This window comes from Cellulomonas algicola (assembly GCF_003851725.1).
Taxonomy (GTDB): Bacteria; Actinomycetota; Actinomycetes; order Actinomycetales; family Cellulomonadaceae; genus Cellulomonas; species Cellulomonas algicola.
On record NZ_BHYL01000309.1, the window covers coordinates 1 to 6,304 of the forward strand.

Sequence of the window (6,304 nt, forward strand, 5' to 3'; positions counted from 1 at the left end):
GTCCGGTGCCGCACCCGCCGGCCCACCCCGCGGCCGCTCCCGCCACCCCCGCACCGGCCCCGGTCGCCGCCCCCGACGACAGCGCCGAGGCCGCGCACGCCGCGACGTTCGGCTCGGTCGACGCGGACGGCACGGTGTCGGTCCGCGAGGCCGCGGGCGAGCGCGTGGTCGGGCAGTTCCCGGGCGCGTCCAGCGAGGAGGCGCTCGCGCTCTACGTGCGCCGCTACCTGGACCTCCAGGCGAAGGTCACGCTGTTCGAGGCGCGGCTCCAGGCGACCGACCTGTCGGTCAAGGAGATCGACCAGACGCTCACGCGGCTCACGGAGGAGCTCAAGGAGCCGGCGGCTGTCGGTGACCTGGACGGGCTGCGCGAGCGCCTGGAGTCGCTGCGCGGCGTCGCCGCCGAACGTCGGGCCGCGGCGGACGCCGAGCGGCAGGCGGCACGGCAGGCGGCGCTCGAGGCCCGCACGGCGATCGTCGAGCAGGCGGAGAAGATCGCCGGCACGGATCCGGCGCGGATCCAGTGGCGCCCGGCCGGCGAGCAGCTGCGCACGCTGCTCGAGGAGTGGAAGACCGCGCAGCGCAGCGGCCCGCGCCTCGACCGTCCGACGGAGGAGTCGCTCTGGAAGCGGTTCAGCCACGCGCGCACGACGTTCGACCGTGAGCGCCGGCACTTCTTCGCCGAGCTCGAGGCGCGCAACGCGGGTGCGAAGGCTGCGAAGGAGCAGCTCGTCGCCGAGGCGGAGAAGCTCCAGGACAGCACCGACTGGGGGCCGACGGCGGGCGCGTTCCGCGACCTCATGACGCGCTGGAAGGCCGCGGGTCGCGCGAGCCGGGCGGACGACGACGCCCTGTGGGCCCGGTTCCGGGCCGCGCAGGACGCGTTCTTCGCGGCCCGCGACGCGCACTCGGCGGCGACGGACACGGAGTTCCGCGCGAACCTCGACGTCAAGGAGGCGCTGCTGGTCGAGGCCGAGGCGCTGCTGCCGGTGCGCGACCTCAACGCCGCCAAGCAGGCCATCCGCTCGATCCAGGACCGCTGGGAGACCGCGGGCAAGGTCCCGCGTGCCGACATCCAGCGGGTCGAGGGCCGGCTGCGCGCGGTCGAGTCGGCGATCCGTGACGCGGAGCAGACGCAGTGGCGCCGCACCAACCCGGAGACCCGCGCTCGTGCCGAGGGTGCGGCGGCGCAGCTCGAGCAGGCGATCGCGGGTCTCGAGGCCGACCTCGAGCGCGCGAAGTCGGCGGGCGACGCGCGCCGGATCGCGGACGCGCAGGCCGCGCTCGACGCACGCCGGTCGTGGCTCGAGCAGGTCCAGCGGGCCGCGGAGGACGCGCGCGGCTGATCCGCCGCGACACACCGTCGTCCACAGCCGGAGCCGGGCCGCCCCACGGGGTGGCCCGGCTCCGTCATGCTGGCGCGCGTGACGACCCTCGAGGACCTCCGCCCGCGGCCGCGCGCGCTGCCGACCGTCGTCCGGCGCGGCGACGTGGGCGCGGCCACCTGGTTCGCGCTGGTCCGCGACGGAGTTGTGCGCCCCGTCTGGGGGGACGTCGCGGTCGTCGCCGACCTGCCGCCCTCCCCCGCGCTCCGGGGCGCGTCGCTGGTCGACGAGATGCCGCACGGCGGTGTGGTGGGGCGCGGGAGCGCGGCGTGGGTGCACACGGGCGGTGCTCCGCCGCCCAAGGTCGACGTCCTCGTCGCCAGCGGTCGTCGCCGTGCCTCGCCCAGCGCGCGGCGGACGTCGGCGGAGGCGACGCTCACGCCGTCCGACGTCGAGCTCGTCGGCGGGCTGCGCGTGACCACGGTGCAGCGCACGGGCACCGACGTCGCCCGGTTCGTCGCTCCGGCCCGCGCCCGTCGACTGCTCGTCGACCTCGTCGCCGCGGGCTTCGACCCGCACGCCGCGCTGCGGGAGCTCGACACGCTGCGCGGACGGCGCGGCGTGCGCCAGGCACGCGCGCTGCTGCACAGCCTCGACGACGCGTCAGGCGCGGATGACGGGCTCCTCGGCGGCCTTCGACCCGGTGATGCGGTACACGTCGAACACGCCCTCGACCTTGCGGACGGCGGCGAGCACGGACGCGAGGTGCGACGGCTCGGCCATCTCGAACACGAACCGCGACAGCGCGACCCGGTCGCGTGACGTCGACACGGACGCCGACAGGATGTTGACGTGGTGGTCCGACAGGACGCGCGTGACGTCGGACAGCAGCCGGCTGCGGTCGAGCGCCTCGACCTGGATCTGCACGAGGAACAGCGTCGAGCTGGTGTGGCTCCACTCGACGTCGACGAGGCGCTCGGGCTGCGACCGCAGGGCGTCGACGTTCACGCAGTCGGACCGGTGCACGCTGACCCCGGCGCCGCGCGTGACGAAGCCGACGATGTCGTCGCCCGGGACGGGTGTGCAGCACTTGGCGAGCTTGACCCAGATGTCGTCGACGCCCTTGACGACCACGCCGACGTCGCCCGTGCGCACGCGGCGCGCGGTCGGCCCGGGACGGGCGGTCTCGGCGAGGTCCTCCTCGGCCGCGGGCTCGCCGCCGAGGGAGTGGACGAGCCGCTGGACGACGGTCGCCGCGGACACCTGGCCCTCGCCGATCGCCGCGTAGAGGGCGGACACGTCCTGGTAGCGCATCTCGTTCGCGAGGGCGACGAGCGACTCGTGGGAGAGCAGGCGCTGGATCGGCAGGTTCTGCTTGCGCATCGCCTTCGCGATGGCGTCCTTGCCGTGCTCGATCGCCTCCTCGCGGCGCTCCTTCGAGAACCACTGGCGGATCTTGTTGCGTGCACGGGGGCTCTTGACGAACCCGAGCCAGTCGCGCGATGGCCCGGCCGTCTCGGACTTGGACGTGAAGACGTCGACCACGTCGCCGTTCTCGAGCGCCGAGTCGAGCGGCACGAGCCGCCCGTTGACGCGTGCGCCCATCGTCCGGTGGCCGACCTCGGTGTGCACCGCGTACGCGAAGTCGACGGGCGTCGAGCCGGACGGCAGCGCGATCACGTCGCCCTTGGGCGTGAAGACGTAGACCTCGGAGCCGGCGATCTCGAACCGCAGCGAGTCGAGGAACTCGGTCGGGTCGGCCGTTTCCTTCTGCCAGTCGACGAGCTGGCGCAGCCACACCATGTCGTTGCCGGCGGCGTCGGTCTGCCCGCCCGCGGCGTTCTTCGCCGTCTCCTTGTACTTCCAGTGCGCGGCGACGCCGTACTCGGCCCGGCGGTGCATGTCGTGCGTCCGGATCTGGATCTCGACGGGCTTGCCGCCGGGGCCGATCACGGTCGTGTGCAGCGACTGGTAGAGGTTGAACTTCGGCATCGCGATGTAGTCCTTGAACCGGCCGGGGACCGGGTTCCATCGCGCGTGCAGGGCGCCCAGCGCCGCGTAGCAGTCCCGCACCGTGTCGACCAGGACGCGCACGCCGACCAGGTCGTAGATGTCGGCGAAGTCGCGGCCCCGCACGATCATCTTCTGGTAGATCGAGTAGTAGTGCTTCGGCCGGCCCGTGACCGTGGCCTTGATCTTCGCGCTGCGCAGGTCGGCGCCGACCTGCTCGCGGACGACCGCCAGGTACTCCTCGCGGGCCGGGGCGCGCTCGGCGACCAGGTGCACGATCTCGTCGTAGAGCTTCGGGTAGAGCGTCGCGAACGACAGGTCCTCGAGCTCCCACTTGATCGTGTTCATGCCGAGGCGGTGGGCCAGCGGGGCGTAGATCTCGAGCGTCTCGCGGGCCTTCTTCTCGGCCGACGTCGAGGCGACGAACTTCCAGGTGCGCGCGTTGTGCAGCCGGTCGGCGAGCTTGATGACGAGCACGCGGATGTCACGCGACATCGCGACGACCATCTTGCGGACCGTCTCGGCCTGCGCCGCGTCGCCGTAGGTGACCTTGTCGAGCTTGGTGACACCGTCGACGAGCATCGCGACCTCGGGCCCGAACTCGCGTCGCAGCTGGTCGAGCGAGTACTCGGTGTCCTCGACGGTGTCGTGCAGCAGCGCGGCGGCGAGCGTCGACGGCGTCATGCCGAGCTCGGCGAGGATCGTCGCGACCGCGACGGGGTGCGTGATGTACGGGTCGCCGCTCTTGCGCAGCTGGCCGCGGTGCGCCTTCTCGGCGACGACGTACGCCTGCTCGACGACCGTCAGGTCGGCCTTCGGGTGGTTGGTCCGCGCCGCCTGGAGCACGGGCTCGAGCGCGGGGAACGCCGGGCCGGACCGCTGGCCGAACCGCTGCAGACGGGACCGGACGCGGCTCGACGCGCTCGCCCCGGAGTCGGTCGCGACCTCGGGGACCGCGGCCTCGGGCGCTCGGACGTCGTCGCTCATGCCACCCCTCCCGCGGTCGTCGCCCCCTGGGACGTCTCGGCGGCCAGTGGCGGGACGTCCGACCCGCGGGGACCGGATCGCAGCAGTCTACGTCCGCCCGCAGGCGCGCACCGACACGCGACCGCCCGCGTCACCGCGACGGACGAGGTCAGGGCACCTGCACGAGCGCGTCGACGGGGAGGTCGCCGAGCTTCGCGCGGCCGTCGAGTCCGAGCAGCTCGACGAGGAACGACAGCCCGACGACGTCGGCGCCGCACCGCCGGAGCAGCGCCACGGTCGCCGCCGCGGTGCCACCCGTGGCGAGCACGTCGTCGATCACCAGCACGCGCGCGCCCTCGGGCACCGTGAACGGGTGGATCTCGACCGACGCGTGCCCGTACTCGAGCTCGTAGTGCTCGACGGCGGTCGGCCCGGGGAGCTTGCCCGCCTTGCGCACGGGGAGCACGCCGGCGCCGAGCGCGGTCGCGACGGGCGCCGCGAGCAGGAACCCGCGGGCCTCCATGCCGGCGACCAGGTCCACGCCGTCCGGCGCGTCGGCGGCGATCGCGTCGACGACGCCCGCGAACGCGGGGCCGTCGGCCAGCAGCGGCGTGATGTCCCGGAACAGGACACCGGCCTTCGGGTAGTCCGGCACACGGCGCACGAGCTCGTCGACGCGCGCGAGCAGCGCCGCACGGCCCGCGGGGGCGCCCGAGAGCGCCCCCGCGGTCGATCCGTCGATGGAGGTCATCACCGGCGCCGCTTCGGCTGCGCGGCGACACCCTGGTGCGCGCCCGGACGGAGCTGGCCCGCCGAGTGGATGGTCGCGGCGGCCAGGGCCTCGGGGTCCTCGTCCTCCGACCCGCCCGTGCGCCGCTGCTCGCGCGCCGCGAGCACCTTGCGCGTGTGCTCGCGGATCGCGGGCTCGCGCTCGCGCAGCGAGACCTCGACCGGGGTCGCGAGGAAGATCGACGAGAACGTGCCGATCAGCATGCCGACGAAGAGCGCGAGCGCGATGTCGCGCAGCGTGCCCGCCCCGAGGACGAACGCGCCCACGAAGAGGATCGACGCGACCGGGAGCAGTGCGACGACGGACGTGTTGATCGACCGCACGAGCGTCTGGTTGACCGCGAGGTTCGCCTTCTCCGCGTAGGTGAAGCGGCTCTGGTCGAGCGTGTCGGCCGTGTTCTCGCGCACCTTGTCGAACACGACCACGGTGTCGTAGATCGAGTACCCGAGGATCGTGAGGAAGCCGATGACCGTCGCCGGCGTGACCTCCCAACCGACGCCCGCGTAGACGCCCGCCGTGATGATCAGGTCGTGGAACAGCGCGACGAGCGCGGCGATCGCCATCCGCCAGTTGCGGAAGTAGATCGTCATCACGATCGTCACGAACAGGAGGAAGACGAGGATGCCGGTGATCGCCTTGCGCGAGATGTCCGCGCCCCACGACGGGCCGATGAACGAGGTCGTCACCTGGTCCTTGGGGACGTCGTACGCCTCGGCGAGCGCGCCCTGCACCTCCTCGACGTCCGCGTTGCTCAGCTCGGCGGTCTGGATGCGCAGGCTCTTGCCGCTGACCGTCGTCACCTTCGGCGACTCGGCCGGCGCGATCTCCTGCACGGTGTCGATCGCCAGCTGCTGGTCGAGGTTCTGGACGTTCGAGACGACGAACTCCGACCCGCCGCGAAACTCGATGCCCGGGTTGAGGCCGGGCTTGATCAGCAGCACCGCCGAGATCGCGACGAGGATCGCCGAGATCGTGTACCAGACGCGACGGCGGCCGACGATGTCGTACGACCGGCGCCCCGTGTAGAGGTCGTTGCCCCACTGGGCGAATCCCTGGGCCATCAGTGCTCGCTCCCCTCGGTGCGCCCGGTCCGGGGCTCGTCCTGCGCGGCTGCGTCGGGCGTCGGTTCGGGCGCGTCGGGCGGCGGTGCCGACCCGTCGCCGGCGGCCGCGCGGGCCGCCGCGCGGCGCTCCGCGATCGTCGGGCCGGACGT

Annotated in this window: 4 protein-coding genes; 1 reads left to right on the forward strand and 3 read right to left on the reverse strand. The window is 73.3% G+C overall.

Annotation, left to right across the window (positions count from 1 at the left end; all coding sequences use genetic code 11):
* Positions 1 to 1,346: DUF349 domain-containing protein (locus CTKZ_RS17240; RefSeq protein ID WP_124344099.1), on the forward strand; the 1,346-nt coding region annotated here is incomplete at its 5' end.
* 642 nt (positions 1,347 to 1,988) lie between these two features.
* Here CTKZ_RS17240 and CTKZ_RS17245 read toward each other — a convergent pair.
* From CTKZ_RS17245 to secF, 3 genes are all read right to left on the reverse strand, one after another.
* Entirely contained in the window at positions 1,989 to 4,322 is a 2,334-nt protein-coding gene (locus CTKZ_RS17245) for a RelA/SpoT family protein (protein WP_124344100.1), read from the reverse strand.
* A 148-nt stretch (positions 4,323 to 4,470) separates the two neighbouring features.
* Entirely contained in the window at positions 4,471 to 5,052 is a 582-nt protein-coding gene (locus CTKZ_RS17250) for an adenine phosphoribosyltransferase (protein ID WP_124344101.1), read from the reverse strand.
* On the reverse strand, positions 5,052 to 6,152 hold the full coding sequence (gene secF / locus CTKZ_RS17255) for a protein translocase subunit SecF (RefSeq protein ID WP_124344102.1): 1,101 nt from the start codon (positions 6,150 to 6,152) through the stop codon (positions 5,052 to 5,054). The genes CTKZ_RS17250 and secF overlap by 1 nt, the downstream gene beginning before the upstream one ends.
* Positions 6,153 to 6,304: the final 152 nt, after the last annotated feature.